The organism is Calothrix anomala FACHB-343 (assembly GCF_014696435.1).
Taxonomy (GTDB): domain Bacteria; phylum Cyanobacteriota; class Cyanobacteriia; order Cyanobacteriales; family Nostocaceae; genus Aulosira; species Aulosira anomala_A.
Map to the genome: position 1 here is coordinate 107,985 of NZ_JACJQG010000008.1, position 17,360 is coordinate 125,344.

General features: G+C 35.9%; 11 protein-coding genes and 1 pseudogene. 10 read left to right on the forward strand and 2 right to left on the reverse strand.

All coding sequences use genetic code 11. The annotated features are described in order from the left end of the window. The first annotated feature begins 259 nt into the window (after positions 1–259). From H6G08_RS06275 to H6G08_RS06285, 3 genes are all read left to right on the forward strand, one after another. Positions 260–598, forward strand: a complete 339-nt coding sequence (locus H6G08_RS06275; RefSeq protein ID WP_190539709.1) for a carbon dioxide-concentrating mechanism protein CcmK — start codon at positions 260–262, stop codon at positions 596–598. Between the two features lie 119 nt (positions 599–717). Beyond that, positions 718–1,884 (forward strand): pyridoxal phosphate-dependent aminotransferase, encoded by a 1,167-nt coding sequence (locus H6G08_RS06280; protein WP_190539711.1) that lies wholly within the window; start codon positions 718–720, stop codon positions 1,882–1,884. A gap of 121 nt (positions 1,885–2,005) precedes the next feature. Beyond that, a complete protein-coding gene (locus H6G08_RS06285; RefSeq protein WP_190539798.1) occupies positions 2,006–2,443 on the forward strand; it encodes a secondary thiamine-phosphate synthase enzyme YjbQ in 438 nt (145 codons plus the stop codon). A gap of 208 nt (positions 2,444–2,651) precedes the next feature. On the opposite strand, the pseudogene H6G08_RS06290 reads toward H6G08_RS06285, so the two are convergent. After that, positions 2,652–2,732, reverse strand: a pseudogene (locus H6G08_RS06290) (SDR family oxidoreductase); the annotation flags it as partial. 1,219 nt (positions 2,733–3,951) lie between these two features. Between H6G08_RS06290 and H6G08_RS06295 the strand changes: the two are divergent. After that, a complete protein-coding gene (locus H6G08_RS06295; protein ID WP_190539713.1) occupies positions 3,952–4,665 on the forward strand; it encodes a hypothetical protein in 714 nt (237 codons plus the stop codon). A 136-nt stretch (positions 4,666–4,801) separates the two neighbouring features. Further along, on the forward strand, positions 4,802–6,430 hold the full coding sequence (locus tag H6G08_RS06300) for an NAD(P)-binding domain-containing protein (RefSeq protein ID WP_190539714.1): 1,629 nt from the start codon (positions 4,802–4,804) through the stop codon (positions 6,428–6,430). A gap of 127 nt (positions 6,431–6,557) precedes the next feature. On the opposite strand, the gene H6G08_RS06305 is transcribed toward H6G08_RS06300, so the two are convergent. Continuing rightward, positions 6,558–12,149 carry an ATP-binding sensor histidine kinase gene (locus tag H6G08_RS06305; RefSeq protein WP_190539716.1) on the reverse strand — a complete coding sequence of 1,864 codons (5,592 nt, stop codon included), beginning with the start codon at positions 12,147–12,149 and terminating at the stop codon, positions 6,558–6,560. Between the two features lie 254 nt (positions 12,150–12,403). Here H6G08_RS06305 and H6G08_RS06310 point away from each other — a divergent pair, with 254 nt between their 5' ends. The 5 genes from H6G08_RS06310 to H6G08_RS06330 all read left to right on the forward strand — a co-directional run bounded on the left by H6G08_RS06310 (position 12,404) and on the right by H6G08_RS06330 (position 17,254). Continuing rightward, positions 12,404–12,607 (forward strand): hypothetical protein, encoded by a 204-nt coding sequence (locus tag H6G08_RS06310; RefSeq protein WP_190539718.1) that lies wholly within the window; start codon positions 12,404–12,406, stop codon positions 12,605–12,607. A 194-nt stretch (positions 12,608–12,801) separates the two neighbouring features. Further along, the gene (locus H6G08_RS06315; protein ID WP_190539720.1) at positions 12,802–13,173 is read left to right on the forward strand and encodes a hypothetical protein; all 372 of its coding nucleotides are present in this window, start codon (positions 12,802–12,804) and stop codon (positions 13,171–13,173) included. Between the two features lie 403 nt (positions 13,174–13,576). Next, the gene (locus tag H6G08_RS06320; RefSeq protein WP_190539721.1) at positions 13,577–15,370 is read left to right on the forward strand and encodes a WD40 repeat domain-containing protein; all 1,794 of its coding nucleotides are present in this window, start codon (positions 13,577–13,579) and stop codon (positions 15,368–15,370) included. A gap of 562 nt (positions 15,371–15,932) precedes the next feature. Further along, on the forward strand, positions 15,933–16,577 hold the full coding sequence (locus H6G08_RS37380; protein ID WP_199341180.1) for a PEP-CTERM sorting domain-containing protein: 645 nt from the start codon (positions 15,933–15,935) through the stop codon (positions 16,575–16,577). A gap of 359 nt (positions 16,578–16,936) precedes the next feature. Next, positions 16,937–17,254: a hypothetical protein gene (locus H6G08_RS06330; protein ID WP_086691328.1), complete on the forward strand. Its 318-nt coding sequence runs from the start codon at positions 16,937–16,939 to the stop codon at positions 17,252–17,254. The last annotated feature ends 106 nt before the right edge of the window (positions 17,255–17,360 follow it).

The window sequence follows — 17,360 nt, forward strand, 5'->3', positions numbered from 1 at the left end:
ATATAGCAATCTTAAATCATTGGTAAAATTTAAGAACTCTCAGTTTTTTCTCTTACCCTTGGCGTACTTGGCGTACTTGGCGGTTCATTAAAAAAATATTTTCACAACTCAGATAAGATTGCTATATGTATCTTCATCAAGAATTGGTATTACCAATGACAAATGACAAATGACAAATGACAAATGACAAATGACAGCCCTTGCCAGTTATATTTAATTACACCAACCTACTTAATTTTAAAATTCGGAGCGAGGCGACGTGACACTGGCACTGGGAATGATTGAGGTTTATGGTATCCCCGCAGCAGTGGAAGCAGGGGATGCTATGTGTAAAGCTGCTCGCATCACTCTGGTAGGGTATGAAAATACTGATTTGGGAAGAATTACCGTGCTGATTCGGGGGGAAGTGGGTGAGGTAAATGTGGCTGTAGTCTCTGGGTTAGCAGCAGTAGGGCGAGTTAATGGGGGTGAAATTCTTTCTCATCATATTATTCCCCGTCCCCATGAAAATTTAGAATATGTGTTACCGATTCATCGCAGTGCCAATGTTGAGCAATTTAGTGCCGATATCCGCTTTCCTCCTGCCCTATCAGCGTAAAAACTGAATATAGCAATCCTAAATCAATGATAAATACTTATCTTCCTTGTCCCCCTTGTCTTCCTTGTCCCCCTTGTCCCCCTTGTCCCTTTTGTTTGCATATCAAATAGGATTACTATATGAAATCCCTAATATCTCGTATGCAGGCGGTACAATCGCCGATTATTCCGGTAGTTGGGGAATTAATTAAAAACTCTCCCGGAACAATTTCTTTAGGACAAGGTGTTGTTTCATACAGCCCACCGCAATCATCTGTAGACTTTTTAGCCAAATTTTTATCAGAGCCAACCAATAATTTATACAAAGCTGTTGAGGGAATTCCTCAATTAATAGCGGCATTAACTGCCAAGTTACAAGCTTTTAATCAGATTGAAATTAACGCCGAAAATTGCATAGTTGTGACTGCAGGAAGCAATATGGCTTATGTAAACGCTATTTTGGCAATTACTAGCCCAGGCGATGAGATTATTTTGAATAAGCCGTACTATTTCAATCATGAAATGGCGATCGCAATGGCGGGTTGTCGGGCGGTATTAGTAGATACAGATGAAAACTATCAACTGCGTCCGGATGCGATCGCGCAAGCAATTACACCTAAAACCAAAGCAGTGGTGACAATTTCACCGAATAACCCTACAGGAGTGGTGTATCCAGAAGCAACATTACGGGCAGTTAATCAACTATGTTGCGATCGCAATATTTATCATATTAGCGATGAAGCCTATGAATACTTTACCTATAACGGCGTAAAACACCTATCACCAGGAGCTTTTGCTGGTAGTAGCGACTACACCATTTCTCTTTACAGCCTGTCTAAAGCCTACGGTTTTGCTAGCTGGCGTATCGGTTATATGGTAATTCCTCAACACCTGCTCGATCCGATTAAAAAAGTCCAAGATACAATTTTGATTTGTCCGCCTGTAATTTCTCAGTATGCCGCATTAGGGGCATTACAAGCCACAGAGGAATATTTTACAGAACATATTGGAGCAATCGCCCAAGTGCGAGAATTAGTAATTAAATATCTCAATCGTTTACAAGGCTTATGTACTATTACTCCTGCTGATGGCGCTTTTTATTTTTTCCTCAAAGTGCATACCCAAATTGATGCTTTTGAATTAGTAAAACGACTCATTCAAGAACATCAAATCGCCGTAATTCCCGGTACAACATTTGGGATGGAAGATGGCTGTTATCTGCGCGTTGCTTACGGTGCGTTGCAACAAGAAACAGTCAAAACAGGTATGGAAAGATTAGTACAAGGCTTACAAACAATATTGAAGTAAGCTATTCTGCTTTTACAGCAGATTGCCAGTTGGTGAAGTACAGATTATATCGTTGATTGTAGGGGCACTGGCACTGCCATGCCCCGAAGCGCGTACTTGTATTAGCTTAGTAATTGAAGATATGACAATTATTAATCAAATCTTAGAAATTAAAACCGAACAAGGAATTAATATCCATAACATCACGCCCCAAATTCAGGATGTAATTAACTCCACATCAATTCAAAATGGACAAGTGTTAGTCTTTTCAAGACATACCACAACTGCTTTAGCTATCAATGAAAATGAAGAACGTTTATTAGAAGATATCAAAGTCTTCTTGCGGAAATTAGCGCCAGAGTCAGATAAATATTTACATAATGACTTGCATTTAAGGATTGTTCCCGAAGACGAACCGATGAATGCACATTCTCATTTAATGGCAATGATGCTCAGTACTAGCGAAGTTATTCCTATTGTCGATGGCAAATTAGCTTTAGGAACTTGGCAATCAATATTATTTTTTGAATTAGACGGCCCCCGTCAGCGTACAGTATTTGTACAAATCTCTGGGGAGTAGTCCAGATTAATTCCAGAAAATCTCTCCCCTCAGTCAACAGTCAGTAGGGGCGGGTTTATTGAGAGTAATCGTTGATCAGTGCGCATATTTGTGAACCCGCCCGTACAGTTGTCAACCGTCAACCGTCAACAGTCAACCGTCAACCGTCAACAGTCAACCGTCAACATTAATCTAAATTAAATTCCGCAAAATCCGCTTGTGCAAACAACTGATTTGTGAGGTAGTTGGCAATTTCTCGCCCCACACCACGACTGGCTCCAGCCAGAAAAATGTAAGATGCCTTTGTCATAGCTGCTGTTACTTATCTCTTGAGACACAAATGTTGACATTTCCCAGATGCTATCAAAGGATGGGCGTTATTTTGCAAACATTACCAGCATAGCTAAAAAAATATCTGCATTGTGAGCTTTGTACTAATGATTTACCTACTAGTTCAATTTACTACTTAGGTAAATTCCACAAATAAATGATTCTGCTTTAAGTTTTTCATAGATGTACTCGCTTGCCGAAGTATTGAATTTTGGCTGTTAAGTGCGAATTTGCAGCTATATCCACAATCCTGTATGCTGACTACAGCCATCTAGGAAAGCTAAGTCAAGACTTACCTAAGTACGTAAATTATGGTCAAAAAACACATTTAATGTAAGGCTTGTCAAGCAACGATGACATTTATGTATTATCAAGGTAAGTAAAATGTATATTTTGTTACAACTTATCTTTTGTTTAAACTATATTACAAATGCTTTTACATAATTTAAATTTATGCTTATTCGTAAATGGACAGAAAAATACGTATATGTAATCACAATTTACTATATATTCTTAGATAGAAAGCAAGCTATGCCTAGCTTTACAACCTAGATAGTCATGCAAAGCTAACTTTTCTATCAAAATGTATTTTTTGTTACTTTGTAGTTCAATGTAAAAAAAAACTAAATAGTTACCGATATTTACGGATACTTTTGTAGCTTAAAAATTAAAAAATAATTAAATAGATTAATTCTTGGACATCTAAATTATCAATAATACATACTGCTTATAGCAGCATACATAATATTTATGAAGTTGTGTAGAAGTAGTATTAAATTGATTGATGTTTCCAGAAATCTTACCAGATAAGAATTCTTTGATGACTTGTTAGTCATTCATTTGTTCTGTGTTGCGGAATGATTATGGTAATCAAGGTGCATTTGAATACCTAATGTAATTAAGGTCAGGAGAGATAGATTCTCATTAACGAATAAATCGGGTAGTTAAATTTTTGAGAACATAAATGTTGATGTTCTAGCAAGATATGCTTGTTTTTGGGTGCTTCACTTCAGTTTCTAGAACAAAAATCAACATTACTTTTTTCGGCTAGTTATTTTTTGTGGTCATACCAACTTTTGTACACAAGCGATCGCTATTTTATTAACGGTCGTAATAGTTGGTTATGAAGACGATATTACCAAGAAACTTACTATAAAGTATCAGAGTCTACTTTCATCCAACTTTTGAGAGGCTTGAACATGAAAGAAGTTCTAGAATTGATTCAACTTAGAAAAGAAGAATTTGCTCAGTTGCCATTATTTAATTTTATGAGAGATCAAAGTATAGATCCCAAACAAAGGCTGGCTTGGGCACCATGCGCGGCTCATTTTGTCATGAATTTTGGAGAACTGAATAAATATTTTTTACGAGTAGAACCAACTAGCGATCCTCTACAAATACTAATTAATAAACATACTTATGAAGACGACCATCATTGGCTATGGTTTTTGGAAGATCTCAAGCATTTAGAACTTGACAAATCACTAAAATTTAGTGAAGCTTTGAGATTTCTTTGGAGTGAAGAAACCGAAACGTCACGTTGGTTAACATATCAACTTTATCGATATATTTTACAAGCTACTCCTATCCAGAAATTGATAGTAATTGAAGTTGTTGAAACTACGGGTAATGTGATGTTTTCAACAGCAGCCAATATTGGTAAAGAACTTAAATCAATTACTCAAAAAGAATGCTTATATTTTGCAGATTTTCATTTAGCTGTAGAAACTGGGCACACAACAGGTTTTCCTGGTACAGAAGAATTTATCAAAAAAATTCAACTTACAGAAGAAACTCGCAAAGATGCTTTTGAATTAGTCGAGAAACTATTTGCGGTTTTCACTGAATTTACACATTCTCTTCTCATATATGCCGAAAAACACAAAATACAACAACTGTCTAATGCTGCATAAATCAAAAATTGCTTTCCTGATTTTTACAAACTGCACATACTTGCAATTCATATACTCCTAATGAGTCTGTTTTCTTATACAGATAGACAACCATTAGTTTCATCCAAATTAGTCACAGATATAAACAGGTAAGACCATGAACGTAATAACAGAGTTTGAATATTTGATAATTGGTGCTGGCCCTGCTGGATTACAACTAGGTTATTTCTTAGAAAAATGCCAAAGAAAATATTTGATACTAGAATCAGGAGACTCTCCAGGGACTTCTTTTGAAAAGTTTCCCCGACACGGTAAGTTAATTTCGATTAATAAAATTCATACTGGCTATGATGATAAAGAAATTAATCTGAGGTGGGATTGGAATTCTCTATTGAATGATAGCGATATCATGCTGTTCAAGAATTACAGCAGGAAATATTTTCCCAATGCAAGCGATCTCGTCAGATATCTTCACGATTTTGCTAACCACTTTCATCTCAACGTTAAATACGGCTGCCAAGTTGTCAATATCAATAAAGATAGTAAATTTGTTGTCACTGACAAAGACAGTAACATATATTCTGCATCCCGTCTCATCATTGCTACAGGGTTTGCAAAACCCTACATTCCACAAATACCTGGAATTGAACTAGCAGAAAACTACGTTGATGTCAGCACAGATCCAGAAGATTTTGTGAATCAAAAAGTCTTAATAATTGGTAAAGGAAATTCTGGCTTTGAAACAGCTGATAATCTCATCGATACAGCCGCAATAATTCATATAGCTAGTCAAAATCCTATATCTATGGCCTGGAAGACTAAATATGTAGGACATCTACGAGCAGTCAATAATAATTTTCTCGATACATACCAGCTAAAATCTCAGAATGCTGTTTTAGATGCAAGTATTACTAAGATAGAGCGTCATGAAGGTAAATTCATTGTATCTTTTGCCTATACACACGCTAATGGAGAAGAAGAAGATCTAGTTTACGATCGCGTTATTGTCTGCACTGGCTTTCGCTTTGATGATTCAATTTTTGATAAATCCTGTAAACCTGAGTTAGTTATTAACAACCGTTTTCCGGCTCAAACTAGTGAATGGGAATCAGTCAATATTAAAGATTTGTACTTTATCGGAGTACTGAGTCATATGCGAGATTTCAAGAAAAAGCAATCCGGCTTTATTCATGGATTTCGTTATAATATTCGTGCAATTCAAAAAATTTTAGATTATAAGTATCATAACCAAGAATTGCCCTATCAATTACTCACTGCTACACCTGAAGCTTTGACAGAGGAAATTTTAAAGCGAGTTAATACAAGTTCTGGATTATGGCAGCAAACAGGCTTTCTCTGCGACTTAATAGTTATTTCAGAGCTAGGTAAATCAGCTAAGTATTATCAGGAACTACCTAAAGACTATATCCATGAAAGTAAACTTGGTAAATGTAATCATTACTATACTATTTCCTTAGAATTTGGTTTGGAAGTAGGTGAAATTTCAGATCCTTTCGCACTTGATCGGGTTCATAAAAATAATGCTAGCAATGCTGCACAAAGCGCTTTCATCCATCCTATTATTAGACGTTTTTGTGGTAGTAGATTAATTCAAGAACATCATGTTATTGAGGATTTGGCGGCAGAATGGTTAGAAGATGTGCATATAATACCATTGTTAGAATTCTTCAAAGTTCAACTATCAGAAAATTTAGAATCTTCTCTAGTAAATGAAGATAAAGGATATTTAACTTCTGAGATGTTAAGTCTAGCTCTTGTGGAGTAAAATTTAAACCTTTTTAAACTATTCTGCAATCAGAGATGTAACTATTTTATGTGTAATGAAATTGTCTAAGCAGGAAGAAATCTGATTCATATCTAGCCTGAGGGACACTACAGTGCGTTTTGTTCACTTACATCGGAATTTCAATGATAAATTCTGTACCTTCACCTGGAGTAGAACTACAGAGCAATTGACCTTTATGTTTATCGACGACTACCTGATAGCTAATTGATAAGCCCAAACCTGTACCACTACCTACAGGTTTAGTAGTAAAAAATGGGTCGAAAATTTTCTGTATAATTAGCTCTGGTATACCACAACCATTATCAATAATTCTAATCTTAACGGTATTTGATTCGCCTAATTCTGTGCAAATACGAATTGTTGGTTGGGAATTTTTATTTTTTCTATTTTCTGACTCCTCTAAGGCATCAATTGCATTACTTAAAATATTCATAAATACCTGATTGAGTTGACTGGCATAACAATTGACTTCTGGCAATTGCTGATACTCTTTGATAACCTGAATCTCAGGGCGATCGCTTTTTTTCTGAAGTCGGTGTTGTAAAATCATCAAAGTGTTTTCCAGTCCATCATGAATATTAGCCCGCTTCATGTCAGATTCATCTAATCTGGAGAAGTTACGTAAACCCAAAACAATATTCCGGATTCTTGTACTGCCTGTTTTCATTGAATCTAGTATTTTCAGCAAATCTGACGCAATAAAATCTAAATCAATTTCCGCCGCTTTTTCATTAAAAAAATCAGCAGATGCATATTCTTCTTGGCATATATTAATGAATTCTAATAATTCTTTTATATATTCACCAATGTGATTGATATTACCATGAATAAAATTAATAGGATTATTAATTTCATGAGCTACTCCCGCTACCATTTGCCCCAAACTAGACATTTTTTCTGTTTGAATTAATTGAGTTTGAGTGCGGCGTAGTTCCTGTATTGCTTGCTGCAAACTTTGATTTTTTTCGTTAAGTTCTTGTGTCCTTGCCTCTACTTTGTCTTCTAAAGAATGGTTATATTCTTCTAAATGTTTGTTGGCTTGGTTCAAATTATTGTAGAGAATAGAATTTTCCAGAGAAATAGCTGCTTGAGTAGTTAAGAGTTTAATAGTTTCTATCCGATCTTGCGTAAATGCTCCTGTTGCCATATTATTCTCTAGATAAAGAATACCTAGTAATTTACCTTGATTCACAACAGGTATACATAAAATGCTTTTAGGCTTTTGACACAACAAATATCTTTCATCTACTAAAAATTTATCAATTTTAGCATCATCAATTACTAATATTTCTCTTGTTCGTTTGACATAGTTAATGATATTTATAGGTACATCATCACTTGATTCTATATGAGTTGATATAATACTTGTAGAAGTATAGATTTCACTAGAATTACTATTAGCCGCATTAATTATTAAACTGAAATCATCACCTTGATTTAAGATAAAAGCTGATTTCGATGCTCCGGCATTTTCCATTAAAACTTCCATTAATACAGCAATCAAGCGCTCCATCTCCATCTCTCCAGATAAAGCTTGCGAGGCTTTAATTACAGCTAACAAATCTAGAGAATCTGAAATACTGGTTTTACCACCAATCATAGTTTGGTGGCTACTATGAGTTGATAAATTTATTTCATTGATTAATGGTTTTCTTCTAACAAAATTTAGGCTATTTCTTTCTTCTTGAAGAATTGGATTAAGGAATTGAGAGTAACGTTTTTCCAATTCGCTAACTTTGGCTTTAGCTCCCCAGTATATATAGCCATAATATGCATCAATTAAGTGAATTTTAGCAATTTTGTGCTTGCCCCAGCCTAAATATAATTTAGCAGCAAGTTCGTTAGCGATTGCTTCTTCATGAAGATATCCATTTTCATGGGCTATAGATATAGCATTTTCATATTTATCCATTGCCTCTATATATTTACCAGTAACTCGATATATTTCAGCTTCAACTAAATAAAATTTATGCAAATAGTTCATGGGTGCATAATGTGCCCAATTTTCTAATTTTGAATTATTTGCTATTAATCTTTCCATGATTTCTTGTTGCTGAGATGCATCAACATCTGAATAGATAGACAGATGAGCTAATGAGTCGTAAAAATGAAATTGAACAATTATTAGCGTTCCTATGCCAGCATACAAATATTGTTGTGCTTGCTTGGCATTTTCTATTGCTTTTGGGTAATCTGCTAGCAAATAACACAGTTGAAGTTTAGCTGTAAATAATAAAGAAAGAGCAATACCATCATTAGATTTAATATGAATAGGTAACATCTTTACTTCATCATATGCTTCACCAACTAAATAATAAGGATTCTCTACTTTTCCTAATAGATTTAAAATCGTTTGTCGATATATTTCATTCCAGTAAAAAGCTCTATATTGTTTAATCTGATGAATAATTTTGCCGTTATTTGTTACATCTTTTTCAAGTATTAATAACTCTTGTCCAATAAAATATGCACTATAAGAGTAAGCATAAATAGCATAAGAAGCAAATTCTAAATCTCCTGTTTCGAGATTGGTAGAATATGCTTCCATTAAAGGCTGTAAAGTATCTTTAATATGTTCTTTCCAAGGTCTAATGAGTTGATTAAATGTTTCTAGAACTTTTAAGTTAACTGCTTTGTTTGGAAATTTATTTAGCATAGTCACAGCTAATTTACCGAATTGATACCCAGACTCGATGTCTCCAATTACCCCACACAGCATTACCCCATATGCAACATAAGAGAAAGCAGACAAAGGGCCATTACCATAGTTGATCGATAAATTGATCTGTTTGAGTACAATTAAGGGAAATAGTGCAGGAATGGCAGTATAAGCAAAAACAGTTGTATTCGATAAAATACGCATAACTACTAATGCTTGAGTATCTGTCATTTGCGGTAAATTGATTAAGTCTTCAATATTCCTTCCTGCTAGATTTGATGCTGTTTCTGCAATTGCTTTCTGAATATCATACTGACTAGGTTGTTCAGGGAATTCCACTGCTAATAATTTCAGTAAGCCTAATGCAATATTTACGGCTTCTAGTACTTTACCTTGTGCTCCATAAGCTTGAATTTTGACTTCATAAACTTTAACTTTGTCTAGCAGTACTTTAGCGTTTATCAAGACTACTTCTACTAATTTTTCCATCTCCGCAAATTCGCCAGCTAAATATGCTGCTTCTGCTGCTGTTCCATATAAAGCTAAAGTCAGTTCATATTTGCTATCCCAGCTATCGTCAGCTAGTAATTCAATACCAATCTTTAAATACTTAAGTGCAGATGAATAAGCTGTTGAAGCTAAGGCTTTACGTCCAGCCATTAAATTCATCTCAGCCAAATTATTACGTTTAGATTGGTGAGTAATAAACTCTAAAGCAATATTGAATTGGTTAACAAGCTCAAAAATCTTTTCTTCTCGTTCAGATAGAGGAATATTACTTAATAACAAAATGCCAATTTTTAAATGAATTGGCTTTTTATCTTCAACTGGAATTAAAGAATAGGCGGCTTGCTGGATTCTGTCATGAACAAATTTATATTTGGGAAATTGAAAGTTAGATGTTTGGAATGGCTGCTTTTCTTGACGTTCAATACTAATTTCTAGAGCTTTTTCATTCTGAAATAATTTGTAAGCTTCATTCTGAGGTAAAACTAAGCCATCACGTAATGCTGGTAATAAATCTAATGCTGTATCTTGAGCAGATTTTTCATGGACGATCGCTAAAGTCTTTAAGTCAAATTCATTACCAATACATGATGCTAGCATCAATACATTTTGAGTAGGTAATGGCAGCTTTTCTATTTGCATCGCCATGAATTTAACAACATCATCCGTCAAAGATAATGCTTCTATTTCTCTAATATCATATTCCCAAAAGCCAGTATCAAAGTTAAATTTAATTAAATTATCATCATGCAAGCTCTGGATAAATTGATTAGCAAAAAATGGATTACCTTTAGTTTTTGCAAATACCATTTGTGTTAATGGTGCGGCAGTTATCTCTTGACAATAGAGAGTATCTACAATTAAGTGGTTTAAATCGCTTTGAGTTAAAGGTGCTAAATTTATATGATTAATTGTTGCTCCTATCTTCTCAATCTCTTGGAGTTTCAAATAAAGGGGGTGAGCCTGTGAAACTTCATTATCTCTATAAGCACCAATCAGTAGTAACCCTCTAGCTATTTCTGCTTGATTTTCAATTTCACCAATAATCTGAGAAGATGTATTTTCACTCATTAATAATTGAATGAATTTTAAAGAAGTGACATCTGCCCATTGCAAGTCATCTAAAAAAATTACTAGAGGATGCTCTTTTGTGCTAAATACTTGGAGGAATCTTTGAAATAATAAATTGAAGCGATTTTGTGAGGCGCTACCAGAAAGTTCTGTAACTTCAGGCTGCTTACCTAGAATTAATTCTAGTTCGGGAATCACATCAATAATTACCTGACTTTGTTCGCCTAAAGCTGACAAAATCTTTGTTTTCCATTGTTGAATTTGGGCGTCTGTTTCGCTTAATAATTGCCCAATTAAATCGCGAAATGCTTGTACTAATCCAGATAAGGGTATGTCACGCTGGAATTGATCGAATTTACCTTTAATGAAGTAACTCCGTTGGCGGACAATTGGTTTATGGACTTCATTAACTACAGCAGTTTTACCAATTCCCGATGAACCTGTAACTAAAACCATTTCGGTTTTACCACTGGCGACTCTTTCAAAAGCAGCAAGTAGAGTTTCTACTTCTTGTTGACGACCATAGAGTTTTTCTGGGATGAGGAAGCGATCGCAAAAATCACGCAATCCTAACTCAAATGTGGGAATATCGCCTGTATCTTGCCACAGTTGGCGACATTTTTCTAAGTCATGCTTCAGGCCTTGGCTGCTTTGATAGCGGTCTTCGGCATTTTTCGCCATCAACTTATCGATAATATCAGATAATATCTGTGGTATACTAGGATTAATTTGGCTGGCTTTTGGTGCTTCTTTGGCGATGTGGCAATAAACTAACTCCATCGGATCGGTTGTAGTGAAAGGTAACTGTCCGGTGAGGAGTTCAAAAAGAGTAACACCTAAAGAATAAAAATCGGTACGGTAATCAATACCTCTGTTCATTCTTCCCGTTTGTTCGGGAGAAATATAAGCTAATGTTCCTTCTAAAACGTTGGGATTAGTCAGGAATTGAATTTCTCTAGGTAGGAGAGTTGCAAGACTAAAATCAATAATTTTAACTTCACCTGAAGTAGGGTGAATTAAAATGTTAGCTGGTTTAATATCCTTATGAATAATGCGATCGCGATGCAATTCTTCTAATATAGATGTAATTTCGATGGCGATAGGAAAAAACTCATCAAGGTAAATACAATTAGCTTCTAATTTCTGATGAGATAATTGCCATTCCTTGAGAGAGAGTCCACCAAAATCTTCCATGATTAAGGCGTAGCCATTGCGGCAATTTTCTAAGCTTAAAGGCTGGACTATGCCTTTAATATCCAGGTTTTTGATAATGTTATATTGATTGCGGAATTGAGCAATTTCGCTAAATGTCGGGTATTCATTCCGCATCAGTTTAATGATGACAGATTGTTGCTCTTGTTCTCGGATACCCCGATAAACTAGGGTTTTAGTACCTGAGTAAATTTTCTCTGTTAGACGATAACCAGTAATAAGATTTAATGTATTGATCAGTGCGGACATTGGATTTAAGTTTTATATACTTGCTTGTTAGTTATTATTCCCAGGTAACTCTGGCAAATATCATAAAACTTTAAAAAGATGTCTTAAGAAACACACTTTTGGTGTAATTTTGTCAGTAATACAAGCTAGAAATAGTTAATGCAGAAGTCTAACTATCCTATAAAAATAATTTATTAATTTCAAATCCACTGATTAAAGTTTCCCAATGAGTATCGTTGTGTAATTAAACAACAGCAGCACTGGATTGTTGATATATGACTCAGAATTCAAAAATTGATATTTCCGGCTTTTATGCCAATACCTTTCAGTTAGCATCAAAAACCTTAAACCGCGTAGGTTGGGTTGAGGAACGTAGACGCGGAGCGGCTTCCCGTAGGGTAACCCAACATTTTCGGCGATTTGTTGGGTTTCACTTCGTTCAACCCAACCTACATTGCTCCTTAACTGAACCGTATTAGCTTTTATACTGCTTTGAGTAATTTGAATTTTAAATGTTTTCTAAATTACTTAAAATATTTACATTTAAGAATAAATCCATCAGGATGCGATCGCATTTCCAGGGTAAATCAAGTAAATATACTTAACCCAAACGTAGGAAGTATTTTTACGGGTAATTGTGCGAACCTAGAACTACCTCATCTAGGATCAAGTTATGGCTTCTCAATCACAAAACAACCTAGAGCCAGCGCACAATTTCCGAGTTGCAGCTACCGCTAAAATCTGGGGAACTACGGTAGGAATCTTTGCATTATGCATTCCTCTGTCAGCCGTTACAAGAAGCGGAGCAATTTTACCTTTAGCGGCTCTCGGTGGTGCCGCAGTTGGTACAGTCGCTGTATGGCGTGGTGATGACAAAAAATCTCAACCTAATTATTTGGCGCAACAGCAGATACAACTTTTAGAAACTAGAATTGCAAATTTAGAAACAATTGTTAGCAGTAATGATTTGGATTTGCACATGAAAATTCAACAATTAGCAGCGAGCGATCGCCATCCAGATTCACTACCAGAACGTCAAAATTAAAATCAACTGCTATTTATCGTTGATGTTGATCTGATTACTGAAGCTTGAGAGTTAGCATAATCAGATGATTTTGATATAGCTATCTATAGTTTAGCATTTCTGCTGCCATTACTGTCAGCCTTTAATCAAACTATTCATTGCTGTCAGAACTGTTTCCATCGAAACAATATATTATTCTCTATATTAGTTAGAATGATTTGACATCAATTAACTCTCTATACCTCAGCCATATCAGTTATTGTGTGTTTGAGGGCTATCTAGGTGTATCTTTACCGCGAACATCTGCTTTTGCTTGTGTTCTCTGAGACTGTTAGAATTACGGAATTTTCATCCACAAAGATGATTAACTTGAGTAATTGTATTCGTATAGATTACCTTAAGTATGCAATAGTGTGCGGCTCTAATGCAGATGGATTGGATTAGCTTACTCAAAGCTCAACAAGCTGACTTTCTCCAACGAGTCAAAAAACTTAAAACTTATGACTTGTCTGTACTCAAAAGTCAAATGAAAGGTTGTCATAGTGAAATTATGACTTTTTGGGGTGAGCCATTGGCTCAATTAATCGAATTATCGCGCCAACAAGCGGAAATTTTCGCCAAAAATCCACCACCAACACCACCAGAATATCCCGAACCTCCTGATTGGACGATTCCTTTTCCCCAATACTTTCAACAGCAAGCTCAAGATTATCTTTTGCGCGAACAAATTGTCGATCGCGCGATCGCCGAACGTTTGGGTAAGATAGTGAAAAAGGTGTCTCATGATACCATCAACAACATGGTTTTAGATGATGAGGGCAATTTACGCGGTGATAGTAAATTTGCTTATGTACTCTCAGCTAACAAAAAACTGAGTATTCAAGTTTACGCTGCTGATGGCGAAAGTTTTAATAGTCTGAAAAAGAATAAAATTAATTGGACAGTTACCCAAGAGGATTTAAAAAAGCACCAAGTCTTAATTTTTTTGGCTTTATTTTATCCAAATTCTAGTAAAATTGGCTACGAAAAAAAAGTTATAATTGCTGGCTTTTTACCTACTGCCCAATTAGAATTTACTGAACAAAAAATTACCATCAATCCCAGTAATTTATTGTATGCAGGAGGATTGAATTGGTATTTAGAATCACTAGTGAAGAAGCAAGATCTAGCTATAATAGTGAATGAGGTAAGAATAGCCGAAAAAGTTGAGACTGTCGCCGCAGAACATCCCCTGAAAAAAATCATTGGTGACTGGGAATATTGGCAGACTTTAAAAGGACATACTAGAGGAATTAATTGTCTAGCCTATTCTGCGAGAATCCCACAACAGAATGTTTCGGTATGTAGTCTCAGTAAAACACCGCCGATATTAGCTAGCGGGAGTCGAGGCGAAACTAAGTTATGGGATTTATCTAGAGGAGAATTAATCGAAACATTATCAGAGTCACCTTGGGTTGTCTCTGGATTAGTTGATGAAGTTAATTCCCTGGCTTTTAGTGCTGATGGACAAACTTTAGCCAGCGTCGGCGCAGATTCCACGATTAAAATTTGGCATGTCGGTGCATTAGATTTAATTGATATCTTGCACAAACATAACGGGGTAGTGAGATGCGTAGCTTTTACCCCTGATGGCAGAATGTTAGCTACTGGTGGAGACGATCGCAAAATCTTATTTTGGGATTTGATGCAGCGTCAAGTGGCGATCGCACTTTCTCTTGATGATACCGCAGCCCATTCTCTCGCATTAAGTCAAGATGGTCAAACTATCGTTACCGGTAGTTATCGCAAAATTAAAGTCTGGTGTACTTCTCACCTCGAAGGTGTCAAAGATTTTCAAGATGTGCAACCCCTTTACACCCTCATGGGACATTCTCATATTGTTCGCTCTTTAGCGATTTCTGGGGATGGTAAACTCTTAGTTAGTGGCAGTCGCGATCAAACAATCAAAATTTGGCATTTAGCAACTGGGGAATTAATTCGTACCCTTAAAGGACATCAAGATGAAGTCTGTACAATTAGCCTCAGTCCCGATGAGCAAATTATCGCTAGTGGTAGCGCTGATAAAACTATCAAATTGTGGCATTTAGCAACTGGAGAACTACTCGCTACTTTTATCGGACATACGGATACTGTCACAGCAGTCACTTTTACAGCTTCCGGCGAGATGTTAGTTAGTGGAAGTTTGGATAAAACAATTAAAATTTGGCAACGCAGCTGAAGGTGAGTCACCCAACACATCAAAACCTTGTTTATGTTGGGTTTCCACAAGGTAAGCTCAATCTACCCATTTGTCGCATTTTTTACCTACAATTATCCTTAACAGAAGCGTGTTGCCGTATAAATAGTCACTTTCTTTATGAAAAATTCATAAACTTGCTGAGTGGCATAGTTGCATACTATGACGTAATTATACATATTTTGGGATATTTATTGCCAAAATTAAGTAGCTAATTTAATATATTTTTTACGTAAAGACACTGTATAAACTTGTTTTTTAAAGGAAATTTTTGTAGATTAAGTGTGTTATCAGTAATCAAATAATTTATACAAAATTATTTGCGTACACAAAAGCATACCTAAAAGTTAAAGTTATCTTTTAGTAAGACTTTTAGTACAAGATGCTTTACCAATAGAGAGAAAGCGTTGGTAATAGTTGTAGCATCTATCGCTCAATATTCTGCTGCTGTAATTAATTTTTTTTGGGTATACTGCGCGCCATTATCCGCAACTTTGTATACCCAGATTTTCTCCAACCTTGAAGCTTTTGAGGAATAAATTTCATGACTTGTGTAACTTTTTTCAAGAAGTTATCAATAGCTACTGCTGGAGCAGTGTTGATTGGTATGGGGATGGGCGGAACAGCTCATGCGGCTGCAATTAACTTTGATTCACCTACAATAGACGCCAGTAATGGCGAGTGGAGCCTGGGTTTTAAATTCTCCACTAATAAACAAATCGCCATCAATCAACTTGGGTTTTATGATGACCAGAAAAATGATTTAACGCAAACACATGATGTTGGTATCTTTAATGATGCTGGACAGCTTCTAGTGTCGGGAACTGTCAAACCTGGCGATACCTTAGACGGATGGTTCCGCTATACATCAGTAGCTAAAACAATCTTAGATGCGGGTAAAACTTTTATTATTGCAGCTGCTACTGGCTCAGAGAATTACACTTGGAATCCAGTTGGTTTTACAGTAGACCCAGCCATCAACTTTATCGGTGATTTGTTTGTAAATAGCCCAACTTTAGTTTTTCCACTTTATGGGCCTAGTGTAGCGCAAGGATACTTTGGCCCAAACTTCAAAACTGCGGCTTATTCTGTCCCCGAACCTCTAACTATAGGCGGTACATTAGTAGCTGGTGGTCTTGGTTTGCTAATTAAGAGAAGAAAAACTGCTTCTCAACAAGCTAGCGCTTAATTTCGGGAGCATCCCAAATGTGCAAAAACGCCCTCACCCTATAAGGGTGGGGCTAGAAATACGAAGCCTGCCTTCGCAGGCTAAAAGTTTGATAGCCTGCGAAGGCAGGCTTTGTTGGTATAGCAATACTCTTCTAGGGTATTGCGTCAAAATTGGGATGCTCCCTTAATTTCCGGCTTTACACAGTTAAATTAAATAGTCAAGAGTCTAGAGTATAGAACTTTTGACTATTTTTTATATTCACAGAGTCAGTAATTTATAAAGTAATATTAAAAACCTTGGAAAAATATTGAGAAATTGACGCATCGTCAAACCTGGTTCTAAGGTAGAACCTATAAGATAGACTTGAGGCGAATGTGATGAACATGAATAATATTCAAAACTATCGATTTGTCTGTACTTTAACCTTTGGTGATATATACGGTCAAATAATTGTTTGGTTAATTACAATTACTATAAGTTTGGCATCGGCATTGGCACTGATGGGTGCGAGAAGACCGGTGTATGCTTTAGCTACTGTCGGTCTTGTCGTTCTGTTATCTCTGCCTTTCTTGTTATTTGCATTTGTAACTACATTGTTAAATCATATTGAACTAACTGCTGTCGAGCCAGGAACAAAAACTGAACCAATTCCAGGTAATGTTTCTCAACAAAAACCCGTACAAGCAACTAGCTGAACAGTTAGGGGCTAGGGGCTAGAGGCTAGGGGCTAGAGATTTTTATATTTGGTTGTGGGTTTTTCCCATGAAGGACTAGCTAAAAAATATTCCGGAAGTGATGGTT

What these genes read in the sequence shown, in the direction of transcription:
- H6G08_RS06330 (WP_086691328.1), top strand. Translation starts at nt 16,937, where the DNA reads ATGAACATGAATAATATTCAAAACTATCGATTTGTCTGTACTTTAACC.
- H6G08_RS06310 (WP_190539718.1), top strand. Translation starts at nt 12,404, where the DNA reads ATGACTCAGAATTCAAAAATTGATATTTCCGGCTTTTATGCCAATACC.
- H6G08_RS06295 (WP_190539713.1), top strand. Translation starts at nt 3,952, where the DNA reads ATGAAAGAAGTTCTAGAATTGATTCAACTTAGAAAAGAAGAATTTGCT.
- H6G08_RS06285 (WP_190539798.1), top strand. Translation starts at nt 2,006, where the DNA reads ATGACAATTATTAATCAAATCTTAGAAATTAAAACCGAACAAGGAATT.
- H6G08_RS06300 (WP_190539714.1), top strand. Translation starts at nt 4,802, where the DNA reads ATGAACGTAATAACAGAGTTTGAATATTTGATAATTGGTGCTGGCCCT.
- H6G08_RS06320 (WP_190539721.1), top strand. Translation starts at nt 13,577, where the DNA reads ATGCAGATGGATTGGATTAGCTTACTCAAAGCTCAACAAGCTGACTTT.
- H6G08_RS06280 (WP_190539711.1), top strand. Translation starts at nt 718, where the DNA reads ATGAAATCCCTAATATCTCGTATGCAGGCGGTACAATCGCCGATTATT.
- H6G08_RS06305 (WP_190539716.1), bottom strand. Translation starts at nt 12,149, where the DNA reads ATGTCCGCACTGATCAATACATTAAATCTTATTACTGGTTATCGTCTA.
- H6G08_RS37380 (WP_199341180.1), top strand. Translation starts at nt 15,933, where the DNA reads ATGACTTGTGTAACTTTTTTCAAGAAGTTATCAATAGCTACTGCTGGA.
- H6G08_RS06315 (WP_190539720.1), top strand. Translation starts at nt 12,802, where the DNA reads ATGGCTTCTCAATCACAAAACAACCTAGAGCCAGCGCACAATTTCCGA.